Genomic DNA, 19,661 nt, shown 5'->3' on the forward strand with positions numbered 1-19,661 from the left:
GGGCCAACCAAAGAGGATTCGCAACAGATTTGCGCTCGCTCAGGCCGTCGCGCGGAACGAATTGGCATGGGCCATGTCCCAGGCCCGCCGCCAACGCTTGTCGCTGGTCCCCGACACGAGCTCGCCCTCGGCCAGCGCCGGATACAGGTCGGCATAGGTCGCCACGACGCTCGGCGAGACACGTCGGGTGATATGGATGGGCTTGAAGTCGATGGGATGGTCGAGGCCCGCGGCGGCGGTGAGCTCGGCCAGCTCCTGCAGGGTGGCACGGTGGAAGTTCGCCACCCGCTCCATCTTGTCGGGCACCACCAGGGCGCGCTGGCGGGTCGGGTCCTGCGTGGCCACGCCGGTCGGACAGCGGTCGGTGTGGCAGGACTGCGACTGGATGCAGCCGACCGCGAACATGAAGCCGCGCGCCGAATTGCACCAGTCCGCCCCCAGCGCCATCGCGCGGATGATGTCGAAGGCCGTGATGATCTTGCCGGCGGCGCCGATCTTGATCCGGTGGCGCGCGCCGATACCCACCAGGGCGTTGTGCACGAGATGCAGGCCCTGACGCATCGGCTTGCCGACATGATCGAGGAACTCCATCGGCGCGGCGCCGGTGCCACCCTCCTTGCCGTCGACGACGATGAAATCGGGATAGATGCCGGTCTGCAGCATCGCCTTGCAGATCGCCAGGAATTCCCATTCGTGACCGACGCAGAGCTTGAAGCCGGCCGGCTTGCCGCCCGACAGGCGACGCATCTCGGCGATGAACTGCATCATCTCGATCGGCGTCGTGAAGGCGGTGTGGTGCGACGGCGAGATGCAATCCTTGCCGACCGGCACGCCGCGCGTCAGGGCGATCTCCTCGCTGACCTTGGGACCGGGCAGCACGCCGCCATGGCCCGGCTTGGCGCCCTGGCTGAGCTTCAGCTCGACCATCTTGACCTGCGGGTTGGCGGCACCGGCGGCGAATTTCTCCGGCGAGAAGGTGCCGTCGGGATTGCGCGCGCCGAAGTAGCCGGAGCCGATTTCCCAGATGATGTCGCCGCCGCCCTCGCGGTGGTAGGGGCTGTAGCCGCCCTCGCCGGTATCGTGTGCGAAGCCGCCCAGTTTGGCGCCGCCGTTCAGGGCGCGGATGGCGTTGGCGCTGAGCGCGCCGAAGCTCATCGCGGAGATGTTGAAGATCGACGCGGAATAGGGCTGCGTGCAGTCCGGCCCGCCGATGGAGATGCGGAACGGCTCCTTGCTCACGGGCGTGGGCGAGATCGAGTGCGTCATCCACTCGTAGCCCTCGGCATAGACGTCGTAGTTGGTGCCGAAGGGCCGCACGTCGAGCACCAGCTTGGCGCGCTGATAGACGATGGCGCGCCGGTCGCGCGGGAACGGCAGGCCGTCCTTCTCGCCTTCGAAGAAATACTGGCGCATCTCGGGCCGGATCGCCTCGAAGATGAAGCGCATGTGCGCCGCGATGGGGTAGTTGCGCAGCACCGCGTGCTTGGTCTGGAAATAGTCGTAGAGGCCGACGAGGGCCAGGAAGAGGGCAAGGACGAACCCGACGCCGATCCACCACGAGCGCGGATCGACGGCCCAGGCGGCGCCGAGCAGCACGGCGAAGGTCGTCGCCAGCGTCCAGGTGATGAATCGCGGCGTGAGCGGCAGCGGCATCGATTTCATTCGGTTCCCTCAGGCTTCATTGGCGGGCCGGGTGCCCACCGTCAGTCTAGCGCACTTAACTGCGTTCGAATGACACGCTCTTGACGACCGCGTAAACCGGCCGCCCGGGGAAGAGGGCCAGCCGATCGACCGATTTGGCGGTCAGCCGGGCCACCAGGACGGCGCCGTTGCAGTCCAGGCGGACATCGGCCTGCGCACGGGTCGTCGGGGAAATGGAAGCGATGCGCCCGGCCAGCACGTTCAGCGCGCTGATGTCCACGGGCGGCTGCAGGCTCAGCATCACGTCACGGGAGCGGATATAGGCACGGACCGGCGCGCCGACCGGCGCATCGAGGCGCGGCACCTGCAGCTCGCCCGCGGCGCTTTCCAGGACCGAGAGGTGGAACGTCTCGTCGTGGCGGACGATCCGGGCGTCCAGCACCGCGCCGCCGTCGGCAGCATCGGCCATCGGCAGCATGTCCTGCACCGTCCCGACCGCCGTCACCGCGCCTTCGGACATGATCACCACCGTCGTGGCGAGCCGGGCCACCTCGGCGACCGAGTGGCTGACATAGAGGAGGGGGACGCCGGCTTCGTCGCGCAGCCGCTCGATGTAAGGCAGGATCTCGGCGCGCCGCGCTTCGTCGAGCGAGGCCAGCGGCTCGTCCATCAGGAGCAGCCGCGGCCGCGCGAGCAGGGCCCGGCCGATGGCGACACGCTGCTTCTCGCCGCCCGACAGCGACTCAGGCTGACGCTCCAGCAGATGGCCGATGCCCAGCAGTTCGACCACCGAGCCGAGATCGGCCGTCGCGCCGCCGCTGCCGCGCGCGAACCAGCGCCCGTAGAGCAGGTTGCGGCGCACGCTGAGATGCGGGAACAGGCGGCTGTCCTGGAAGACATAGCCGATGCGCCGTTTGTGTGCGGGCACGAAGAGGCCGCGTTCGGTGTCGACGAGGGTCTGACCGTCGATCGTGACGCGGCCCCGGTCGGGGCGGATCAGACCGCCCACGATGCTGACCAGGCTGGTCTTGCCGGAACCCGAGCGGCCGAACAGCGCCGTCAGTCCCGGCGCCGCCGTGAAGCGCGCCTGGAGCCTGAAGGCGCCGCGCCTGTGGTCGATGTCGACCTCGAGGCTCATGCCGTCTGCCGCCGCGCGCCGATCCGCTTGGCCAGGAGCTCGGACCCCAGCAGCGCGAGCATCGAGATGGCGATCGACACCAGGGTGAGGCGCATCGCGGCGGCGTCGCCCCCCGGCACCTGGGTGAGCGTGTAGATCAAGGCCGGCAGCGTCTGCGTCTCGCCCGGTATGTTGGACACGAAGGTGATGGTGGCGCCGAACTCGCCCATCGACTTGGCAAAGGCCAGGATCGCCCCGGCGATGATACCGGGCAGGCAGAGCGGCAGCGTAATGGTCGCGAAGACCCAGAGCGGATGAGCGCCCAGGGTGCCCGCGGCCGCTTCGAGCCGCTGGTCGACGGCCTCGATGGACAGGCGGATGGCACGCACCAGTAGCGGAAAGCCCATGACGGCGCAGGCCAGCGCCGCGCCGGTCCAGCGGAAGGAGAAGACGATGCCGAATTCCTCGGCCAGGAAGCCGCCGATCGGGCCGCGCCGGCCGAAGGACAGGAGCAGCAGGTAGCCGGTCACGACGGGCGGCAGGATCAGCGGCAGGTGGACCAGCGTGTCGAGCAGGCTCTTGCCCCAGAAGCGTCGGCGCGCCAGCAGCCAGGCGATGGCGATGCCGAACGGCAGGCTGCAGAGCGTCGCCGTCGTGGCGATCAGGAGGCTCAGCCGTACGGCCGTCCATTCGTCCGGAGTCATGTCCTCTTCCGATCAGGAAGGCGATATAGTCCTTCGGATATAGCGCTGCGTCCAGAGCCCGGTCGCCGCAGCGAGTCCGCGGCGCAACGCGACCAGCACGATCGCCAGCAGGGAAACCGCCAGCACCTTCTGTGCGGGACGCGGCACCAGTTCGGGATCGAGGTTGGCGGCCAGCACGCGCATCGGATCGATCTTGTTCACCAGCCCGTACCACGATGCCTCGAAGCCGGCCGTGATCAGCGTGGCGGCGGCGGCCAGCAGGAACAGGCCCGCGAAGCTCGTGCGCAGTCGCACGGGCAGCACGCGCCACAGCATCAGCCAGACGAACAGGCCGGCGGCGAAGGCGGCCTCGCCGATCTTGACCTTGGACTGGATGAAGAAGTGCAGAAGCGCCAGCGCGACGGCCGGATAGACCAGCCAGTGCAGGCGCTTCCAGTTGCGCTTCAGCCGCTTCTGCCAGCCATTGGTCGAGGTGATCGCCAACGCCACCAAAGCGAGGAGGGCCACGAAGCCGATGGTGAGGTAGAAGCGCTTCACGATCTCCGTGGCGACGACGATCAGGTTCCATTTCTGATCGAGCACGTAGATCAGCAGGTGGGCTGTGGCATAGAGCGCGGCCGCGACGCCGACCCTGCGCCGGATATGGATCAGCGGCGACCAGTCGAAGACCGCGCGCGCCGGCGTCAGCGCCAGCGAGACCAGCAGGAACGCGACCGCCCAGTCGCCGGTGGCATGCGTGGCGAGCGTCACGGGGCGTGGATCGAGATCGCCGCTGTACCAGCGCCAGGCCAGATCGAGGGCGGGCAGGGAGAGGGCGACCAGCGTCGCGAGCCTCAGCCAGAAGATGATACGCTGATTGGACACGCGGGCGACCCTATTCGATTGCGCGATCAACAGCGGGTCAAAGATACGTCATCGCTGGTTGCCGAACAGGAATCGCCAGGTGGCGATCGCGGGCGCCGCCTCGACCCCGAAGGGCCGCAGTCGCGACGTTGTGAACAGGGCACGTGCGGCGGCGCCGACGGCCGCCGTGTCGGCCCCCTCGATCAGAACGACCCATTCGGACTCGTCGGCCCTGGGATGATCCATGCTCTTGTCCTGCAGGGGGGCATGCATCACCTCCAGGTCGTTTTCGCCGACCGCCGCGCCCAGGACGCCCGGCCGCGCGATCAGCTTCGGCAGGATCTGCGTGGAGAGAAAGTCGACCAGCGCCTTGCGGCGGCGCGGATCGGGCACGAAGCGGACCGTCGCCAGCGCAGCCCCAACGCCATGCGTCTGGTCGACCTGGATGCGCAGCGTCAGCCGCTTGAAATGGGTGAAGCGCGCCATCACCGCCTGGCTCCACGGCGTCTGGTTGTCCAGCGTCTGCAGATAGTTCGGCGTGCCCAGGATGGCGACGGTGTCGCATTCGTAGACGGCGAGATATCTCGGCGTGCCGCGCACCGCGGCGTAGCGTCGGCCACGGTGGAATCCCGGCAGGTTCACGCGATCGTCGATGTGCTCGCGATTGTACCACTCGTTGTAGTCGCGCTCGTCCCGCGCCGACACGTCGGTGAACGTGAGCAGCATTCCCTTGCCGAGGAGAGGCATCATAATTCCTATCGTGGAGGCTCCGGATGCCTGTGAAACCTAGCATTTTGTGGGGGCGAAGTTATCATTTTCATGAGCATCCCGGACCTCAAAGTGGGAAGCAGGAGTGGGACGGCATGAAGTCAGTTGAGATAGATACTCCGGCCAAGCGTACACGTCTTATGGCTCGCAAAAATCCGTATTGGGTAGGAATTTCCGGTGGACGAGGCGGGGTGTCTCTGGGCTACCGCCGCAGCAGGACTGGCGCCGGAGTTTGGATTGCAAAGACAATTGCTTTCGGCGGTCGCGCTGAAGAGCGCATCGGACGTGCAGATGATGCGCCGGCGGCCGCAGATGCGATCGGCTTCAAGGCTGCAGTTGCGCGCGCCCTGGAGTGGAGCAGTCGCCAGCAAGAAGTCTTGGAAACGTCGGCCGATACTGAGCGAGCGGCTGCCGAGCCGACTGTCGGGAGCGCCGTTGAGACCTACATTTTGGTGCGAAAGAAGAGGTCAGAAAATGACGGTGCCAACGCGAGGGCGCGGCTAAAGAGGCACGTCCTGGGTCACGCTGAGTTCTGCCGGACAAAGTTAGCCAAGCTGCGCGCCCCCAATATTGAAGAACTGGTCGCCGGACTTGTTGAGGGCTCGGGTATGGCCCCGTCTTCGATCAATCGGCTCCTGAATGACCTGCGCGCGGCGCTCTACGCTGCCGCGACCAAGCATCGACGACAATTGCCAGCTCACATCTTCCAAGAAATCAAATTTGGCACGAAGGCGCTCGACGCATCTACGCAAGCACGCCGGCAGTTGCTGACAGACACCCAAGTCAGCGCGCTTGTGGAGGCGGCTTTTGAGGTTGATGAGTCGGGCGACTTCGGTCGGCTCGTCTTGACCTTGGCGGCAACAGGTGCGCGTCATTCACAGGCGCGGAAAGCCACAGTGTTGGCTCTGCAAGCACCGCAGTCGAGAATCATGATGCCTGGCTCAGTAAAGGGCCGCACCCAGCGCGTTAAGCCACCTGTGGCAATCCCCCTCACCGAAGACGTGATAGCTCGTCTTGTGCCGGCGACACAGGGGCGTGCAGCAGAGGAGCCTTTGCTCGAACGCTGGTCTTTCCGTCGCACTGGCAAAGGCGCGTGGGGGCGCGATACGCGCCGTGCGTGGGGGTGGGCGCACGAGGCCGACCGGTGGTGGCCGGCAGCAGTCGCGCGCGCTGGCGTCCCTGCTGACACCGTGATGTATGCGCTACGGCACAGTTCCATCGTCCGCGGCCTGAAAGCGATGTTGCCGGTGCGTCTGGTGGCAGCTTTGCACGACACTTCGATCGAAATGATAGAGGCGCACTATGCGGCGTTCATTGTCGATGCAACAGAAGATCTAGCGCGCCGTGCAGCTCTGACGTTCGCCAAGCCCGTGGAATCTCCAAATTTTCCCGCTGTGATCAGATGAAGAAAATTAATGATATACGCTCGACATACAGGCGATATACGTAGCAATTTCAATGACTTAGGGGTTATATTCTGTTATCGTTCCTCTGCCTCACGAAAGTCAGGAGTGAACGATGCAAAGGATCACTGCCGCGAATCGGGCGGCACGTAAGCCAACCGACCGGCCGGCGAAGGTTGCTCAGGCGCTGCCGGCTACGCCTCGAGTCGACGAACAGGACTGGCGCAAGACCGAATACCAGACGCTCCAGTCGGCCAGCCGCATCTCCGGGGTTTCTGTCGCCAGCCTATATCGAGCCCAGTCAGAAGCGCGGCTGGAGTTCCGCCGGCTCGAGGGGCGCACACTCGTCACAACGCTGAGCCTGAATAACTTCGTTGACGGTGCCGAGCCTTGGTCTCCGGCAGCACAAGGTCGGACAGCTCATGCCGCCCAGGCGGCGCGGCGTGTGTGTGCCGCTTGAGCACGCGCGCCGCCCTGCCGGGCGTTTTCCGCAACCCGCCGCAAGGCTCTGCCCTCGTCCGCTGGTGTGACGTCGTTCGTGAAAAGGCAGAGCCGGAAGTGGTGACGATGCAGCGATTGCTCGATGCAGCATCCGCGGACACCGAGAAACGAATCGTCGCGCTGGGGATGCCGTCGGATGGGCCGCGCCCGCCTTGGTTGCTGCATTTGCTCGCGAGCGAGACACACCTCGCTAAGTTCGCCATTCTCGCACTCATGAAGCGGTCTGCCCGGCCGACAGCCCGGAGCTACCCGCTAGGCGCCCACCTTGCCTATGCACACTTCCTCGCGTGCCGGAAATTCGCGAACCGCGCTCAGGACCCGCGCAGCGACGCAAACGTCTGCGCCGAGGCAGCAAAAGCCCTCGGGCCCGGCATTTCCCAGAACGACGTGGAAAAGCTAGTTCGGTGGTCTCAGGCACGCCATGCGAAGGCTGGTCGCGAGGAGCGCGACTTGGTCGAAGTAGCGCTGACGACAGCAGACCATCTATCGATCGAGGTGTATTGGCGGTGGGCAAACCTGCCGGTCTCTCCGAACGATAGCGCCTCCACATGAGCCCTGCCGCAAGCCTATCAGTTCGCATGAGCGGCGACCGGACGGCGCCGACCGACCCGCTCGTCTTGGCGACCCTCCGTTATAGCGCCGGCAGCGGCTGGGATGCGGAGCAGGCCCATGCAATCACTCGGCTCCTAGAGCGCATAGAAGGCGCGGGCGTCGTTCGGACCGCGGGCCACGTCGAGCTATCGCCGACGGCCGCTCTACCCCGACGGGGCGCCGCCTTTGGGCCAGTGCCAAGCTGGACCGAGACCTCTGTATCTCTGCCCGACCGCAACGCAATGCCGGAGCTGCCGTGCGGTGTCTTGGCAGAGATATACGCACCGGAGCCAGGTTTCAACGTCGTCGCCGCGACACTCGCCTTCACGTTCAAAAAGTTGGTGTCGGTTATGCCGGGGCGGGCGATCCTGGATCTCGCCGCCTACAACGGCTTGCGCGAAGTCGGCTTCGCCGACCAGCTGCGGCGGCGGTGCGGGTTTGCGACTGCGGCCGAGCTTCCGGCTGAGCAGCTGCTCGAAATGGCCTCACACGTCACTGTGTTGGAGGGGCGCTATTACGTCCGGGTGCTTCCTGGCCCATACTCGATGCCCGTCCTCCAGAATTTCGACTCGCATCCGATCACGCCGCGAGGCGATCTAGTCGATTTGCGCGCTATGCTGGCCTGCACCGCGGTTGAAGCCATAGGACTGGCCCTGACCGACGCCGTCCCTCTGCCGGCCCGCGACTTCGCCTCCAAGCTGTTGAACTACAACATCAGTCTAGGGTCGTTCGTCGCTCTGTTGGCGCTGAGCGCAGGACCACTGCAGCAAACTTCTTAGCCTGTCCGATCGACTGTCCTTGTCTGTAGGCGACCGTCGCGCGCTCGCCACGCGCAACCATCCGACGCCTACGCGCCGGCCTCATCACAGAGAAACGGCGTCGAGGCCTGCAGCCAGCGACGCCGTAAAGTCTGATTGGATTGAAGATGTCCATCCTAACACAAGCCGCGCCGGCGGTCGACTACGACCGCGCGGCCGACTTCCTGTCCACCCTCGTTGACCGCGGGACCGTTGCTCTCGCTCGGATCGTCCCGGACGGCGGCCTGGTTGGCGCCTTTCCAAGAATGTCGACACAGCGGGACGTGTGCCGAGCGTGGCTCGCAGAAAACAACGCCACCGCTAATCTGCACTTCTCCCTGAACGAGCCGAAGCCGAAGGGTGCCCGTATGGGCAAGGCCGGGAGGCTCAAAAAGGTTGATGTAGCGGTGATTCGTGGCGTCGTGTTGGACCTCGACCCGCGGGAGGAAGAAGAAGCCACAGAGGGCGGCTACGATCGCGAGCGCGCTAGGCTACTGGCTCTCGCGAACGAGTGGGCGGGAAACTTCCTCGCGCCGCCCACCACCATCATCGACAGCGGCAACGGCGTTCAGATGATTTGGCTCCTCAAGGAGCCATTGCCGAACACGCCCGAGACTTGTGCGACGGTAGAGTGCCAATCGAAGGCGCTCGGTCGCCTGGTCGGGTCAGATAAGACCCACTCCATAGACCATCTCTTCAGGATTCCGTTTACGACAAACTGGCCCGACGCCAAGAAGCGAGCAAAGGGCCGCCGGCCGAGCGTCGCAACGCTCCTGAGGCACGACCCTGCCGCCCGCTACAGTCTGGAGACGCTAGCGATGCTGGCGGCGCCGCTGCCAGAGGCGGACCGCCCGGACACTGGAGCGTGCGGGATCGACTACGACGCCGTCATTGGCGTGTGCGGCCGGCCTGAAGAGCTTCCGCCGAACGTTGCCGCCCGTGTGGCGACGTTGCGGGACACTTGGTCTCGGCTTGAGGCATTGCTTGCGCGCGACGTCGACCGCTCTGCACGGGACTACGCCATCGCGGCACGCCTCGCGGAGGATGGGCTGCGGGACCCTACCGAGCTCGCTCAGGCGGTCTTCGCGATCGCCCCCAGTAAGCTCGAGGAAAAGGACGGCCAAGGCTACGGCGCCAGCTACGCCGCAGGAACGGTTGCGCGCGCCCTGGCTAAGACGAAGGCACGGCCGGTCGCCGACGAGTGGTTCGCTTCGGGTGCAGCCCCGGCCCCAGCGCCGGCCTCGCCCGCCGCCGACGTCTTGCCACCCCTGTGCGTCGTCACCGGCCTCGTCGACGCTCAGGCGTTGCCCGTCCGGTGCTGGCTCGTCGCGCCGAGACTTCCTATCGGAGACGTTACGCAGTGCGTGGGCGAGCCAGGCATTTCCAAGTCGACGTTTGCCCTTCGCGACGCTCTGGCTGTAGCGACCGGAGACGAACGCCTGTTGCGCGGCGTCGACGTCGCGGGCGCGCCGATCAGCCCCGAGCGGCTGCACCAGGCGGGCGCCGTGATCGTCTACAACGCCGAAGATCGCGCAGAAGAGATGCGCCGGCGGCTTGCCGCGGCCCAGCGCTATTACGGCGTGACGCCGGAGGCGATGGCGCACCCCATCATCCTGTGGAGCGGCATCGATCACCCTCGGCTAACAATCATGCAGCGACGCACCGATCGCGACGCCCTTCAGCGGGCGCCAGGCGCCGACACCCTGGAGCAGGTCGCCCGCCAATATGGCGCGGTCCTCATCATTCTGGATCCGCAGGTCAGCCTCTGCGCCGGCGCGCGGGAGAACGACAACGACGACCAGGACGACGTCATGCAGACACTCGCCGTCATGGCGACCAAGCTCGGCTGCAATATCCAAGTTGTCCATCACACCGCCAAGGCGACGCGCGACGCGAAGGGTGACATGGGCGCCGGCCGCGGCGGGTTCGCCGCCGTCGGCAAGGTCCGCAGCGCCTTCACCCTGTGCAACGTCACCGGGCAGGGCGATGAGAAGGACTGGGGCGTAAACGCCGGCGACAGGCTGATCCGGCTCGACTATTCGAAGGTCAGCCACGACCGGCGGCCGACCGAGCCCCTGGTCTTCAGGCGGGTAAGCGCGCCGGTGGGCAACGGGGCGGGCGCTGCCGGCTCAGCGGCAGCCGTTTTCGACGGGCCGCCGCGCGAAGCGCTACGCCTGGGCGGCGATCGGGCGCCCGTCCTCGAGTTGATCGACCACAGAGCGCTGGTGGCTGCCGCGGCAGTCGGCGGCGACGCGAAGGACAAGGCGCAGGCCGTCGCGGTCGCAGAGATCGCGGACGATCTTCTCGGCACCGTCGACCGGATCGCACTGGGTGACATGTGGCCCGGCATGGGCGAGCGCATGCGGACCGCCGGATTGTGCAAGGCAAAGGCGCGTAACAGTGTAACCGCCCATATCACGGCCGCTCTCGGCGGCAATGGCGCTAGCTTCGTCCGCCGTGGACAGGTTGTCCGCATCCGCGTCGCTAAGGACGCTGATCTGGAGACATCTCCTTGGTGGGTGGTGAGAACCGCAGAAGCGCCAGTGGCTGGTGCGGCATGAGCCTTATCGGACTTGTCGGGCTTATCGGCAGCTTATCGGCGACAAGCGTAAAACGCAGTGGCTGCAGCATTTCGGGCCCTTTGGCAGGGGGCTTGTCGGGCTTATCGGCAAGAATTTCCGACAAGGGCCGAAAAAACCCAATAAAATCAAGGCTTGGAGCTTATCGAGCTTATCGGTCCTACGGAGGATGGCTTGGCTCGATAAGCCAGCCAACCCTCCCAGGCCGCCCAATACAGCGGCTGGACAGGTTGTCTTCGACAGGAAGAAGCCCTGTGGAATTGAAATACCGGAAGGACACCGCCCAATGAGGGGCCGAAAGAACCGGCCTGTGGGCACGACGCCTGGTCAGCGCGCCTGGAGCCAGTCTCCCCAAGCGGCCGAACAGCGGCGCCTTGCATCGCAGCAGGCCGCCGCTGCGCGCGCCGCTGCGCCGAAATGCGGAGCGACCCGCAAGAGCGATCGCCAGCCTTGTGAGAATCCCGGCCTGGAGAACGGCCGCTGCCGACTACATGGCGGCGTCACGCCGCGCGGGGCGGACTGGCACAAGGTGCAGATGCCAGGGCGCGGCGCGCCGATCGCAAAGCTCGAGCGCAAGCTCCGCAAGATCGCGCTTCGGCGCGCAGAGCAGGCCGCTAGGGTCGCTGAGATGACGCCGGAAGAGCGGGTGCGATACGAGGCGTGGCAGCGCACACACAAGCCCGGCACCCCCGCCGAGCGGGAGCAGCGTCGGCGGGATCGCGCACTTGCCACCGCGTTCAATACGCCACCCGCGGCGCCCGCACCCGACTCGGAGCAGGAGAAGTTGGCGGTCGAGATAGCCGAGCTCAGGAAGTGCAAAGCTGCCCTGGAGGAGCTTCGCCGCGAGCAAGAGATCACAGGAGAGGATTCGATCAATGACCGATGACGACGATGCGATCGAGCAGGCGCTAGACGCCAGCCCCGAGGAGGCCCGCGAGCAGTTTCAGCGGCTGGTGAAAACCGAAGGCTTGGACGTCGCGTACCGGACAGCGATCAGCATCTGCAAGGACGGGAAGGCGCCGGCACCAGCCAAGGCCACGATGGTCGTGGCGCTCATGCGCGCCGCTGGTGCTTTCGCCCGAGCGGAGGAAGATCCGGTTATCGAGCCCCATGCGATGACCCCGGCTCAGCTTGCTCACGAGATCAAGAGCATCCAAGCCCAGGCGAAGCGCCGAGCGCGCGCAAGGGATGGTGGCGATGGTGTCTTTGAGTGACGCAACGTGGTACACTATGGACAACCCCGACAACCGCGGAACTCGGGATCCCGCAACCTGACAGGCGCGAGAGCGCGACTGTTGAAATTCAATCTTCGAAGCACCTACGGGCGCCAGGCCATTATCCCGACGTCGTAGCGCAGTTTCAGATTTACCGGCCCCCTGCTGCCAAGCGCGCACGGAGCTTAAGCGAGCCACAAATGTGCATCTCAATGGGCGGTAGCGGCGACTCCATCGCGGCACGAAATGCGGAACTGACCCGTCAGAACGACACCCAAGACGGCATCCGCAACATCAACAGCATCTTCGACAACCAGTTTACGGACGACTACTTCAAGGGCCGATCCAAGGCATTCCTCGACTACGCCACGCCGCAGCTCGACGACCAGTTCGCCGACGCCCGGAAGAAGCTCACCTTCCATCTCGATCGCAACGGCCTGCTGAACAGCACGTCGCGCACTGGCAAGGAAGCCGAGCTCGCGAAGCTATACGACACCAACAAGCGCGCGGTGGCCGACAAGGGGCTCGACTTCGAGAACTCAGCGCGCAACGCAGTTGCCGATGCGCGCACTGGCCTTGTGAACCAAGTGGTCGCGACAGGCGACGAGAACGCCGCCGCGACGAACGCACAGAGCCGCGCGTCGCTGCTGACGCAGCCCGACACGTACGAGCCGCTGGGGCAGCTGTTCTCGACTTTCACGTCGGCGCTGGGCACGCAGGCTGGGCTAGAGAAGGCGAACGCCTATGCGGGCACAGGCGTAGGGCAGTCGCAAATCGGGAACTACAACACTGGGCTTTTCGGCCCGCGCTACAACGCGGTCCAGGTGACCCCGTAGGAGGCTGCGATGCCTGTCTCAGATTCTGGGGTCAAAGAGGGGTTCGACAGCCTCGCCGAGATGTTCCGCCCGATCGATCCGCGCCAGCTGTACGCCTACTCCAAAGCGAACGAGACGCGGCAGAACGCCAATCGCCTCGATGAACTGTATCGCTACGCGCAGGACCCCAACTTCGACCAGCAGCAATTCGACCGCCTGGGGCAGGCGACGGGCCGCTGGTCGCCGCAGCCGGGCTATGGCGCGCTCGACCAGGCGGACGCCACCCGGCGCCCACAAATCAGCGTCGCAAACGGTAACCGGCGCTTCCGGGGCGGCACGCCATACAGCGGATTCTGAGACGGGATGCGCCTCGCCGAGGCTGGCCGAAGCAGAAACTTGCGAGAGCTCTTCAAGTGGCCTTTGTGGACGGCAAGTCGATCAGGCCGATTGACGAAAATGCTTTAAAAATCTCTAGCACTCAGGGCGGCGGCTGGTTTCAGCACAGTCGCCATGCGAGGCCGTCTTGGATCGTCAGACGCCGCCCAGCTTCTCGCGCCGCCGTGTGCTGCTTCCAAGCGGCGGCGCGCGCCCCAGTGTGCTGACCGATCGGAAGGGCGCGCCGCTAGCGGTCTCTAATGGGCAGCCGGTCGCGTACGGCGCGCGCCGCCGGCGCCACCCGGCTCGGCGGAGTGTCTCCCGCGCGGCTGCCAAGCTTGCGCCGCCCCGTCGGCCCAGCGGTCAAACCAGAGGCGGATGTTGCGAGTCAGCAGGCCGGCCGGCCCTCCCGACGATTTGTAGTGCCAGCCGTTGTGCGCGACGAGGGGCCGGTGCCTACGCAAGCTTGACTTGGTCTCCCTTCGCCGCGATCCGCGATGGGCGCGCCGATCGGCTCTATTTCTGGCAGTTGCGCCCCGCCTGCGCCCGTCGGTGTGCGTCCGGGGCAATAGATCGTGTGTTGCCTACTATCTAGGAGAGATAACCAGTCCCTCCGTGACCTCAAAGAAAGCGCGAAAGCGTGTATGAAAACGAGCCACGCCCCCGCGCAATAGTTGCCGACATGCAGCATACGTCGCCGAACAAACCTTAAATCCTGCTGTTCTGACAACGCGTTGTAGAATCGGATAGTTCGTACACCTACTATCTTGCGCACATACACTGTTTTCAGGACGTTTGGCCTGTCCAATTGGGACTAACAGGAGAACGTTATGGTCGATGAAGCTCGTTATGTAGAGGCGGCTTGCACCGCGCTGCGCCGCGTCGTTAAGGGCGCTGATAACGCCGCTATCCAGGAGGCGGCAGAGGATCTTGCCTTCGCTGCTGCGCACACCGACGATGGCAAACTGAGGGGCGTGGCGTATCGCACGCTGCAGCGCTTTGCCGGCCATGCGGTGGCCGGGCCGGCTGTCCAAGCGCAGGTGCATTGGGTCGAGAGGACGATCGCCGCGAGCGACGCGTAAGATAGTAGCCGGCGCCAGCGTCGCACCCGCGACGCTGGCCGCAGCTACTGGGCCGCGTCAGGCGCTCGAAGGGCTCGAGACTTGGCGCGGCAGTAGGCTTGGCTCGGAGCGGGGCGCGTTGCGGCCGTCATTGTGACCGTAGCCGCCCGACAGGCCGCGCCGCGCGAGCCCGCCACCTGGGTGCCTGCCACCTGCCAAGCACGCCCCCGGTACACTCCAAACGCGGGGCGACCGGGCGCGTAAGACGCCCGAACAAATTTGCGCCGCTCCCGAACTTTTCAACTCGAGGACACGATGCCTACCGAAGATGACCAGTCCCACACGCCGCGCGCGACAAAGGCGGCCGACGTCGCGGATGAGGTTCTGACCGAGGCTGAGGCCGCGGAAAGGATGCGGTGGAGCCGCCGAAAGGTGCAGCGCCTTCGCCTCAGCGGAAAACTTCCCTACTTCAAGGGATACCCGCCTACGATCCTGTTGAGCGACTTAATGGCTCTTCGGATCAGGCGTGTACCTGCCACAGTCGATGCGCCGGCGAGCACGAAGCCCGACACCGCGCCGGATCCTCATGAAGAGGCGCGCAAACGGGCGCGACTGATGTGGCTGAAGAAGAGGTTTCGCGCCTCCGCGAAGAGCCGCGCCCGTGATTGAAGCCCTTCAGCAATACACTGCCGCCATCGGCGCAGGGGACGCGAGGTGTAACTGGCTATGGTGTGGGACTACCCACGTCGCTGGTCGCCTACGACCGCCTGGCTACGGTTCAACATAAGGCCAAACACGACACCGAATTCTGGCAGAAAACCCAGGATCCCAACTTTGACCAGGGTCTGCCAGATCGCCTAAAAAAAATTGCTCCGGGCACCTACGCGCCAAATGTCAGCTGTCCGGGAGCTAGCCTGAAGGATGCCACCATCCGCCGCGGCCAGGACATCCAGAGTAGCGATCGACAATACGCAGCTACAGAATAGCCTTGATGTGATCGCTGCGGCGGACACGCCCAGTGGCGAAAAAGCCACCGCAGGAGCTTCGCAAAATGCAGCTCTCGCACTCGTCGATGTATTCGTTCTTCCAATCGCTGATTGATTGCGCTGCAAGCGAACGCACTCGCGGGTTCACTGCGCAGAGTTGATGATCATAGATTGACGTCCTCAGTCCCAAGTCGTCGACCAGAGATGCGGCTTCGTACAGTTCATGTTGGTAGTCCACAGGGTCGATCCACAGATCAAGTATGTTGGCTTTCGCAAAGCCCGTCATCTCGAGGCCCATGAATATGACATGGTCGACGAATGCCAAATTCCGGCCGATGAACTCTGCGAGTGCTGGAAGCCCAGCGTTCTGTCGATGTACAACAACTCTGATTTCCACCTGCTGACCAACAGCCTTCAATTTGAGGATGCCGCGCACCGTCTCGTCGAAGGCCCCATCGGCCTGCAGGACATAATCGTGGATGTGCGATGCCGCTAAATACAGCGGTATCCCGATCATAGCGGCCGGATGGCGAATTTCATTCATTTTGAAGGCAAACCCGTCTTGCAGCTCCTTACTACGCTATATGAGGCTAGATTCCTTCTCAGCCGCCTCGGGCACGTGAAGGATGCGGAGCTCTCGCCGACGCCGTCTGTGATGATCTTTCGTTCTGACGTGGGCGAGATCGGGCGAGCCTCCTTAGCGGCCATAGGACGTTCGCTTAGCTTCTGCGAAGCTGCGGCCGCGCAGCGGCGATAGCTTGTCAGAGGCCCGCCTCTGACACAGCGGCTCCGATGTCCGCGGGGAAACGCGGATATCCTATCGATCGAGGCGGACGCGAAGGCGGCGGGCTCTCTCGCGGAATGCAGCTTCGCCGCCTTCAAGGATGTCGCAGACCGCTTTCCGGATCTCGGTGTTTTCCAGACCGCCGGCAACGTAGCTGATGGGTGGAAGACCCCCCGATGGGTGCGGGCCGGATTCAGCGACAATAACCTAGTCGGCGTCCGTATTAATGACCAGGTTCGCACTGTGCGTCACCATGATCACCTGGCGCTTTGCCTTCGCTGCGATGAACAGGCCCACGAGCTCGTCGAAGACGGATTTCGGGTCGAGATTTTCCTCAGGCTGATCGATGATCAGTGGTCGGTCGTCTGAATCATCAAGGGCGAGGTAGAGAAGCAGCAGGAAGATGCCGTGCGTACCTGGCGAGAGTTTCCGAATGTCGACCCCATCGTAGGAAATCTCGTACCGGACCGCGATATGCGCTGTGCTGAAAAGCCAGTTTGCGAACCGCTTCGACCAGGCCCGGAATTCAGCCTGTTGCGTTGAGGCGTAGGGTGCATGCGACAGGAGAGCCTTCAGGTATTTCACCATGAAGTTAGTTATGGCGGCCTTCACCTGTGCCGCGGTGCCAGTCTCCCACGCCCCCTTAAGCGCATCGGTAGCGGCCGCGATCAGCGAGCCGCGACCGTAGAATGGACCAGTCTTCCGCCGGTCTAGAAGCTCCTCTTAGGCGAACGCGCCCCATTTCTGGACATCGGCAATCCTGCGCACCGAAAAGCTCAGCTTCTTGAGTGTGCCTGAGGACACAGCTAGTCGCGCCATCAGCGGTGCATAGAGGCCGGCGAGCGCATTTTGCTCGTTGATGATAGCCTCGAAGACCCTGCCGTAGGTGTCGTCGCGCTTTGTCTGGAGATCCTTTCGACGCACCGCTGCGCCCTGCGCGTCGGTGAGTCTGGTGTCCAACGTCTGAAACGCCGAATTCTCCTGCGCAATGCGGGAAGTGAGCGCGGCGTATTGGTCTCGAACAAGCTTGTCCGCGCTGAACAGCGCCTCGAGCCGCGTCATTTCTGCGGCGATCGGCGCAAGGGGAAGGGTGGAAAGATCGGCCGTATCGGCGACCAATGGGGCTCTAGGATCGCCAAGCGGCGGGGGAACACCGTTGAGCTTACTCGCCTCGCCATCCGCCCACGCGACATAGGCAGCAAGGCTCTTGTCGACATCACCCTTGTAGATCAGCAGGAATTCTCCCCACTGTGCGGCGTCGAGCCCGCTACTGGAATGCCGCGCCTGGGCCTGCCGCAGCATTTCCGGCGCGCCGGTGGCGCGCATACTACGAACCTCGTCCTGAAGGGCGACGAAGGTGCGGCGCTGATTGCCGTAAGCCTGGATCTTGTTCCGGAGCGTCTGCGCCACCTGGCTTAGTTGGGCGTGGCGGGCGACCTGTGCCTCTGTCCCTTGACCACCAATTTGGCGCGATCGGCCGTGTAATCGGCGATCAGTTGTTTCTTCTGGGCGACTTGAGTCGTCAGGCTGGCGACCAGATTCTCCTTTTCGAACTCAATGGCGATGCGGTCGGAGATGTCTGCTGCTTCGGCCTCACGCTCGCGCGCCTGCGTGAAACGCGCGGTCTGTTGGTCGCGCAACTCGGCGAAGTCGAGCGCCCACTCCCGGTCATCCGATGAATGAGACTCGAAGATAACGCGCTCGATCTCGTCCACGAGGCCGTCGGACACACCCTTGGCCGAGCACAGCTCGTCAACGAATTGGTGGGAGAGATATCTGGCACGGGGGAACGACATATGGCCGTTGGCGTCTCTTCCATCTAGAGCGCGGGTGATGGTCACGCCGCCGGCCCAGGCGAGCGTCGTCGCCGCGTTACCGATCAGCTTACGAGCCCGTGCCAGGAAGGAAGGGCTGATGTTCTCGTCGGCGTCCCAACTGGCCGGCGTGATCGCGTCGCACCCCGCGGCAATCACATCGGCCAGCGCCGTCTTTCCTGAACCGCGCGCTCCGATGATGGCCACCAGCCCAGGATTGAAAGGGATTGCAGGCGTGGTAGCCCATTCTGCGCCGTCAATTCGGACGTGCGAAACGACCTGCGATGGCATAGCCGAGCGTGGCGGTTGCTCACCGACATAGCGCGGCCTTCGGGGTCGATGCATGCTTGGCGAAGGGCATCGAATTCGATCGCACCTTGACCCAAGAAAAGCGATTGTCGGCGGGCTGCCCGACGGACTCCTGGTCGTGGGAGTCGCTGCCGTGCAGGCAAGGTTTGCAGCCACCATATCGTGCACGCAGCTCCTCGATGGTTACACCGCGCTGGCCAAGCCAGAATTCACGCTGCGCCGGGCTGCTCGAAAAGATGATGTGGGCGAATTTCTCGATTTCCTGACGCACGGTTGCGTCGGCCGCCTGGCGCAGGCCGGACGTTCCATCGCCAGCGCCTCCGGCGACGGCGATCAGGATGTTCTTCTTCGCCCATTCACTCTCGTGGATCACCTTACGCAGTTAGTCGAAGTTGACCTTGAGCTGCGTGGCGCCGTGGCGGAGAGCCGCGCCATCTTCGGTGATCGTGGTATCGGAACGCTTGCCGAGCCTTATCAGCTCTTCGCGCGTGCAGTCGAAGCGATCATTATGCGCCCCGAACTGCAGCCGCTTCAGGATGCGCTTCACCTCTTCTACGTGATTCGGTTCCTCGGGGCTGATTAGCAGATGGATGTTCACGAAGCCCGACTTTGCCGCCACGTCGAGGCGCAACTCGATGTTTGGGAACAGCAGCTTAACGCCGGGCAAGCGGCCCGCCGCCTTATGCTTGCGCAACTTCTCGTAGGTGTCGGTAACGTAATAATCTGTGACCGCGATGGCTTCGACCGCCGGTGTCAGGCTTTCGAGTGTGGTGAGGTAGGAGTTCTAGGGATCGGTGGCACCAAACTGATTGTTGAGAATAGTCCCGGGTGCATGGATATGCGGTTCCCATCGATGCCATTCCGAACCGCGAGTGATCATAGTCCCCATTGGGCATTTTCCTTCTGGCTGTCGTCAAGGTCATGACTGGGCCGGATCGGCATCGTCGCCGACAGACGCGTGTGCAGTGTACTTGCCGTACACGCTAGAATGGCCAGTCACCTCCGCGCCATCGGCACCCACGATGCCTGCACCTCTTTCAGCTGTGACCACCATTCGCTGTGCCGTTGATGAGCTAATGTCTTGCATTCCCAGAGTCCGATTCTTGAAGTTCCGGCCGATCGCCATGCCAACGAAGGCATGCCCACCAGCAGAGGCACACAAAATGGTAGAGTGGGTTGTTACCGCTCGCGGTCTCTATTTCCGCATTCACTGCGCCCCGGAAGCACTGGTGCTGATCCTGATCTTCGCACGCCTTTGGCAGCGATTGTCTTAGGATAACAGCAGCACCGTCACGCAACCCCTAGGGTAGCTAGCACCGCAAGCCGCGGACGAATCGCGCGGGTTACATGACGCCATGC

Annotated in this window: 17 protein-coding genes and 1 pseudogene; 11 read left to right on the forward strand and 7 right to left on the reverse strand. The window is 64.2% G+C overall.

What is annotated here, in order from left to right; genetic code table 11:
- Nucleotides 1-39 precede the first annotated feature (39 nt).
- The 5 genes from ACP15H_RS26870 to ACP15H_RS26890 are packed head-to-tail and all read right to left on the reverse strand — an operon-like array spanning nucleotide 40 to nucleotide 5,055.
- On the reverse strand, nucleotides 40-1,662 hold the full coding sequence (locus ACP15H_RS26870; RefSeq protein WP_425069191.1) for an FMN-binding glutamate synthase family protein: 1,623 nt from the start codon (nucleotides 1,660-1,662) through the stop codon (nucleotides 40-42).
- Between the two features lie 55 nt (nucleotides 1,663-1,717).
- On the reverse strand, nucleotides 1,718-2,779 hold the full coding sequence (modC, locus tag ACP15H_RS26875) for a molybdenum ABC transporter ATP-binding protein (protein ID WP_425069192.1): 1,062 nt from the start codon (nucleotides 2,777-2,779) through the stop codon (nucleotides 1,718-1,720).
- Nucleotides 2,776-3,462, reverse strand: coding sequence for a molybdate ABC transporter permease subunit (modB, locus tag ACP15H_RS26880; RefSeq protein WP_425069193.1), 687 nt, complete (start codon nucleotides 3,460-3,462; stop codon nucleotides 2,776-2,778). The genes modC and modB overlap by 4 nt, the downstream gene beginning before the upstream one ends.
- A 12-nt stretch (nucleotides 3,463-3,474) precedes the next feature.
- Nucleotides 3,475-4,326 (reverse strand): sulfite oxidase heme-binding subunit YedZ, encoded by an 852-nt coding sequence (locus ACP15H_RS26885; RefSeq protein WP_425069194.1) that lies wholly within the window; start codon nucleotides 4,324-4,326, stop codon nucleotides 3,475-3,477.
- 48 nt (nucleotides 4,327-4,374) lie between these two features.
- A complete protein-coding gene (locus tag ACP15H_RS26890; RefSeq protein WP_425069195.1) occupies nucleotides 4,375-5,055 on the reverse strand; it encodes a hypothetical protein in 681 nt (226 codons plus the stop codon).
- A 113-nt stretch (nucleotides 5,056-5,168) separates the two neighbouring features.
- On the opposite strand from ACP15H_RS26890, the gene ACP15H_RS26895 reads away from it, so the two are divergent.
- From ACP15H_RS26895 to ACP15H_RS26945, 11 genes are all read left to right on the forward strand, one after another.
- Nucleotides 5,169-6,479 carry an integrase gene (locus ACP15H_RS26895; protein WP_425069196.1) on the forward strand — a complete coding sequence of 437 codons (1,311 nt, stop codon included), beginning with the start codon at nucleotides 5,169-5,171 and terminating at the stop codon, nucleotides 6,477-6,479.
- A 112-nt stretch (nucleotides 6,480-6,591) separates the two neighbouring features.
- On the forward strand, nucleotides 6,592-6,936 hold the full coding sequence (locus ACP15H_RS26900; RefSeq protein ID WP_425069197.1) for a hypothetical protein: 345 nt from the start codon (nucleotides 6,592-6,594) through the stop codon (nucleotides 6,934-6,936).
- Nucleotides 6,933-7,529 carry a hypothetical protein gene (locus ACP15H_RS26905; protein WP_425069198.1) on the forward strand — a complete coding sequence of 199 codons (597 nt, stop codon included), beginning with the start codon at nucleotides 6,933-6,935 and terminating at the stop codon, nucleotides 7,527-7,529. Before ACP15H_RS26900 ends, ACP15H_RS26905 begins: the two co-directional genes overlap by 4 nt.
- Before the next feature lie 26 nt (nucleotides 7,530-7,555).
- Nucleotides 7,556-8,347, forward strand: coding sequence for a hypothetical protein (locus ACP15H_RS26910; RefSeq protein ID WP_425069199.1), 792 nt, complete (start codon nucleotides 7,556-7,558; stop codon nucleotides 8,345-8,347).
- 146 nt (nucleotides 8,348-8,493) lie between these two features.
- Entirely contained in the window at nucleotides 8,494-10,926 is a 2,433-nt protein-coding gene (locus tag ACP15H_RS26915; RefSeq protein ID WP_425069968.1) for an AAA family ATPase, read from the forward strand.
- Between the two features lie 328 nt (nucleotides 10,927-11,254).
- Nucleotides 11,255-11,830, forward strand: a complete 576-nt coding sequence (locus ACP15H_RS26920; protein ID WP_425069200.1) for a hypothetical protein — start codon at nucleotides 11,255-11,257, stop codon at nucleotides 11,828-11,830.
- Nucleotides 11,820-12,158 carry a hypothetical protein gene (locus ACP15H_RS26925; RefSeq protein WP_425069201.1) on the forward strand — a complete coding sequence of 113 codons (339 nt, stop codon included), beginning with the start codon at nucleotides 11,820-11,822 and terminating at the stop codon, nucleotides 12,156-12,158. The genes ACP15H_RS26920 and ACP15H_RS26925 overlap by 11 nt, the downstream gene beginning before the upstream one ends.
- A 212-nt stretch (nucleotides 12,159-12,370) precedes the next feature.
- Entirely contained in the window at nucleotides 12,371-12,994 is a 624-nt protein-coding gene (locus tag ACP15H_RS26930) for a hypothetical protein (RefSeq protein ID WP_425069202.1), read from the forward strand.
- 9 nt (nucleotides 12,995-13,003) lie between these two features.
- Nucleotides 13,004-13,330, forward strand: coding sequence for a hypothetical protein (locus ACP15H_RS26935; RefSeq protein WP_425069203.1), 327 nt, complete (start codon nucleotides 13,004-13,006; stop codon nucleotides 13,328-13,330).
- A gap of 848 nt (nucleotides 13,331-14,178) precedes the next feature.
- Nucleotides 14,179-14,430 (forward strand): hypothetical protein, encoded by a 252-nt coding sequence (locus ACP15H_RS26940; RefSeq protein ID WP_425069204.1) that lies wholly within the window; start codon nucleotides 14,179-14,181, stop codon nucleotides 14,428-14,430.
- Between the two features lie 294 nt (nucleotides 14,431-14,724).
- On the forward strand, nucleotides 14,725-15,078 hold the full coding sequence (locus tag ACP15H_RS26945; RefSeq protein WP_425069205.1) for a hypothetical protein: 354 nt from the start codon (nucleotides 14,725-14,727) through the stop codon (nucleotides 15,076-15,078).
- A gap of 306 nt (nucleotides 15,079-15,384) precedes the next feature.
- On the opposite strand, the gene ACP15H_RS26950 is transcribed toward ACP15H_RS26945, so the two are convergent.
- Nucleotides 15,385-15,939 (reverse strand): hypothetical protein, encoded by a 555-nt coding sequence (locus ACP15H_RS26950; RefSeq protein ID WP_425069206.1) that lies wholly within the window; start codon nucleotides 15,937-15,939, stop codon nucleotides 15,385-15,387.
- 273 nt (nucleotides 15,940-16,212) lie between these two features.
- A pseudogene (locus ACP15H_RS26955) lies at nucleotides 16,213-19,182 on the reverse strand (TrlF family AAA-like ATPase).
- Nucleotides 19,183-19,661 lie beyond the last annotated feature (479 nt).

This window comes from Reyranella sp. (assembly GCF_965249915.1).
GTDB lineage: Bacteria > Pseudomonadota > Alphaproteobacteria > Reyranellales > Reyranellaceae > Reyranella.

Excerpts from the sequence above, each read along its gene's own strand:
- ACP15H_RS26870 (WP_425069191.1), bottom strand. The coding sequence starts at position 1,662 with ATGAAATCGATGCCGCTGCCGCTCACGCCGCGATTCATCACCTGGACG.
- modC (WP_425069192.1), bottom strand. The coding sequence starts at position 2,779 with ATGAGCCTCGAGGTCGACATCGACCACAGGCGCGGCGCCTTCAGGCTC.
- modB (WP_425069193.1), bottom strand. The coding sequence starts at position 3,462 with ATGACTCCGGACGAATGGACGGCCGTACGGCTGAGCCTCCTGATCGCC.
- ACP15H_RS26890 (WP_425069195.1), bottom strand. The coding sequence starts at position 5,055 with ATGATGCCTCTCCTCGGCAAGGGAATGCTGCTCACGTTCACCGACGTG.
- ACP15H_RS26895 (WP_425069196.1), top strand. The coding sequence starts at position 5,169 with ATGAAGTCAGTTGAGATAGATACTCCGGCCAAGCGTACACGTCTTATG.
- ACP15H_RS26900 (WP_425069197.1), top strand. The coding sequence starts at position 6,592 with ATGCAAAGGATCACTGCCGCGAATCGGGCGGCACGTAAGCCAACCGAC.
- ACP15H_RS26910 (WP_425069199.1), top strand. The coding sequence starts at position 7,556 with ATGAGCGGCGACCGGACGGCGCCGACCGACCCGCTCGTCTTGGCGACC.
- ACP15H_RS26915 (WP_425069968.1), top strand. The coding sequence starts at position 8,494 with ATGTCCATCCTAACACAAGCCGCGCCGGCGGTCGACTACGACCGCGCG.
- ACP15H_RS26925 (WP_425069201.1), top strand. The coding sequence starts at position 11,820 with ATGACCGATGACGACGATGCGATCGAGCAGGCGCTAGACGCCAGCCCC.
- ACP15H_RS26930 (WP_425069202.1), top strand. The coding sequence starts at position 12,371 with ATGGGCGGTAGCGGCGACTCCATCGCGGCACGAAATGCGGAACTGACC.
- ACP15H_RS26935 (WP_425069203.1), top strand. The coding sequence starts at position 13,004 with ATGCCTGTCTCAGATTCTGGGGTCAAAGAGGGGTTCGACAGCCTCGCC.
- ACP15H_RS26940 (WP_425069204.1), top strand. The coding sequence starts at position 14,179 with ATGGTCGATGAAGCTCGTTATGTAGAGGCGGCTTGCACCGCGCTGCGC.
- ACP15H_RS26945 (WP_425069205.1), top strand. The coding sequence starts at position 14,725 with ATGCCTACCGAAGATGACCAGTCCCACACGCCGCGCGCGACAAAGGCG.
- ACP15H_RS26950 (WP_425069206.1), bottom strand. The coding sequence starts at position 15,939 with ATGAATGAAATTCGCCATCCGGCCGCTATGATCGGGATACCGCTGTAT.